Origin of the sequence: Mesorhizobium sp. M1143, from assembly GCF_040318435.1 — a bacterium.
Taxonomy (GTDB): domain Bacteria; phylum Pseudomonadota; class Alphaproteobacteria; order Rhizobiales; family Rhizobiaceae; genus Mesorhizobium.
In genome coordinates this window covers 1-2,539 of the sequence record NZ_JAMYMJ010000145.1, presented here as the reverse complement: position 1 = coordinate 2,539, position 2,539 = coordinate 1, and the positions used below count along the sequence as shown (strand labels likewise).

Below are 2,539 nucleotides of genomic sequence, written 5' to 3'. Positions count from 1 at the left end.
GGGGGCTTACGGCGTGTGGGGGGGCCCCCCCCGGGGGGGGGGCGCGCCGACCACCCATGGCTTGGTCTAAGCGGCTGCTAGAAGCTGGTATCCGTCGTCATTGCTGTGCTGAATTTGGATCGGTTGCGGCTTCAGTGTGTGCACACTCCGACGCGACAGCTCATCCATCCCAGCTCCGGAAGCTAGATCGAGTTTTTCAATCGCCAAACGCCGGATGATTGTCTCCGCCGACCCATCGATCACAAACTCGCCCCGCTCCCATCGTCCCACTGACTGCTTGTCGTGGTGAACAAGCACAGCAAGCTCAGCTTGAGTATACCCCATTTCTGTTCTCAGAAAACGGAGCTCGTCAGGGCTAATCCCATGCTCGTGTGAGACTATGCCAAGAGCGATTACACGATGAAGTTCGTTGACAGCCGGGATGGTGATGATTTCGTCACCTTCATCGTCGTTCACGAAATCAAGACCGCTAATGAAAACGTTCTTCAGTCCGCATTCGGTGTAGTGGTGGCTATTCATCGCATTCTCCATTCAACGTACCTGCGCGGGTAGACGGCTCGTCAACCCACATAACACTGACAATTTTTAGGAAGGTGCCGGTCTTCTCAGGAATGACTATCACTCTCAGAGTGCGGCTATTGCCGTTGGGACAGAGACCTTCCATCGCATATTTTTTGTACGCGGGTCGCGTACTCTCCATCGGCTCCATGTGCACAAAGCCATTTTTGAGGACGTACAAAACGTCACCCATGATGATGTTTCGTTCGGCCATACGTTCGATCGCGTGGCGCTTATAGGAAATCGTAAGCGCTTTCGAACGCGCAATCGCGCGTATTTCGTCCGTTGCTTGCCCCTTCGGCCAATCACAACCACGGACTACAACGCCCCCATGCCCGCTTGGTTTCACCTTAGGTATATCACTATGATACATTTTAAAAGAGTCCCTTTCGCTAAAATTGGTGATTTGGTAAAAAATCTCTCCACGATAAAAAGGGCGCCCTGGGAGGTAAGGGCGCCCTATTTATCACTTCTTGATGTGCGTCACGATATGCGTGTTCGGCTTGCGAACCGCAGTCGTAACAGTCGTGAACCGACCCGAGACCGCACTGCGGCCAACCGTAATCGTCTTCCTGCTCATGCTCATCACCTCCTTTCCGGAGCACGGCGCTCCTAGGGAGACGGGGTGAATCACATGGGCGTAGGTATCATGATGATACTTTGTCCGTCAACGCCAGTGGGCAGGAAATCGCCACACTTCGCCGCCTCCCGGTAGGGCGCATGCTTCCTAGCCGCGCCGTCGGCTCCATCAACTCCCATGTCGGGACAAATTTCCTTCAGAACGAAGGCACCGACCATCCCTTGATGGCATTCCTGTCACAGCATCCATCGGGGATTAAGCTCAACGGCGCCGAAGACGTTCGGCTCCGGCGTATCGCAAACTCCTTGACCTGCCGGAAAGTATGGCAATCCGGGCAAATCCGGCGAAGAAGGCATACGTCACCGCCTGATGATTCACGACCGCGTTCCTTTGCAGCGCTGCCATGATCTTCTACTATCGCAAATCGACAACTGATGTCGCCGTAGAACAGGCTCTCTCAGCTCTTGTCTATCCGGACCTTACCGGCATGTCTCCCAATTCGTTCCAGCCCTCGATCATAACCGACCATTCCACCGCCATCGCTTTGTCTCAAAGCATGCTGATGAACTGCTTGAGCCTAACAACCCGTGTTTGACCCCAGAGAAGTTACGGGTCTCCTCACGGCCGACCGCGCTTGACCCCGGGGTCAATGTGGACCGCTACTCGTTCATTGCAATGGATTTGCACCATCTGCTCCTGCCGGTCTCCCGGCGCACCTTGTTCCGACCGTTACCGATCACCCTGATCAAGTATCCGTCGGATACCGCTTTACTCTCGGCTGTCCGTTCGGGCATGGCGGGGTGCCTCCCTGATCACGAAGCAGCACCCGGACAAGCCCGCGACCAGCGCGATTCCCCCCGCATCCGAGACTTTCTGACTCATAAGACTAGGCGCCCGCCGCCACGGGCGCGCGACGCCGGGATCAACCGGCGGGCAGATGCGCCGAGGGCAACAAGCGCGCCTGACGCAATGCCGCCAGATCAGCCGAGCCGGTGCAGAAGCAGGCGACGGCCAACTGGCGGATGACGATCTCGAAATGCGCGACAACCGCCTCGGTGGATACGGTGGCCGCGCGCAGCACGCCGGCTGCCTGCCCCGCGATGTCCGCGCCCAGGCGGATAGCCTTGGCCACGTCGACGCCGTCGCTGACCCCGCCCGACGCGATCAGCTTCACCGCTGGCAGCGCCCGACGTACCGCCTGCACGCTGGCCGGGGTCGGGATCCCCCAATCGGCGAACGCCATCGCAACTGTACGGTCGGCGGCATCGGGGGCCCGCTCGCCCTCCACTGCGGCCCAACTGGTGCCGCCGGCGCCCGGGCCCACGCGAACCCCCCCGCCCGCCGGCACGCGCGCCCAACCCCCCGCGGCGGCCCGGCGCGGGGGCGTGTAGACATCGACGG

The 2,539-nt window shown here is 59.3% G+C and carries 4 protein-coding genes; 1 reads left to right on the top strand and 3 read right to left on the bottom strand.

Annotated features, from left to right (window positions below; translation table 11 throughout):
* Positions 1 to 66 precede the first annotated feature (66 nt).
* Positions 67 to 519 carry a helix-turn-helix domain-containing protein gene (locus NKH35_RS31360; protein ID WP_023706400.1) on the bottom strand — a complete coding sequence of 151 codons (453 nt, stop codon included), beginning with the start codon at positions 517 to 519 and terminating at the stop codon, positions 67 to 69.
* Positions 512 to 931, bottom strand: coding sequence for a DUF4258 domain-containing protein (locus NKH35_RS31355; protein ID WP_084013556.1), 420 nt, complete (start codon positions 929 to 931; stop codon positions 512 to 514). The genes NKH35_RS31360 and NKH35_RS31355 overlap by 8 nt, the downstream gene beginning before the upstream one ends.
* Before the next feature lie 610 nt (positions 932 to 1,541).
* On the opposite strand from NKH35_RS31355, the gene NKH35_RS31350 reads away from it, so the two are divergent.
* Complete coding sequence (locus tag NKH35_RS31350) at positions 1,542 to 1,733, top strand: hypothetical protein (protein ID WP_031214191.1); 192 nt, start codon at positions 1,542 to 1,544, stop codon at positions 1,731 to 1,733.
* A 327-nt stretch (positions 1,734 to 2,060) separates the two neighbouring features.
* Here NKH35_RS31350 and NKH35_RS31345 read toward each other — a convergent pair.
* On the bottom strand, positions 2,061 to 2,539 hold a 479-nt coding region (locus NKH35_RS31345; protein ID WP_352917533.1), incomplete at its 5' end, for an alpha-hydroxy-acid oxidizing protein.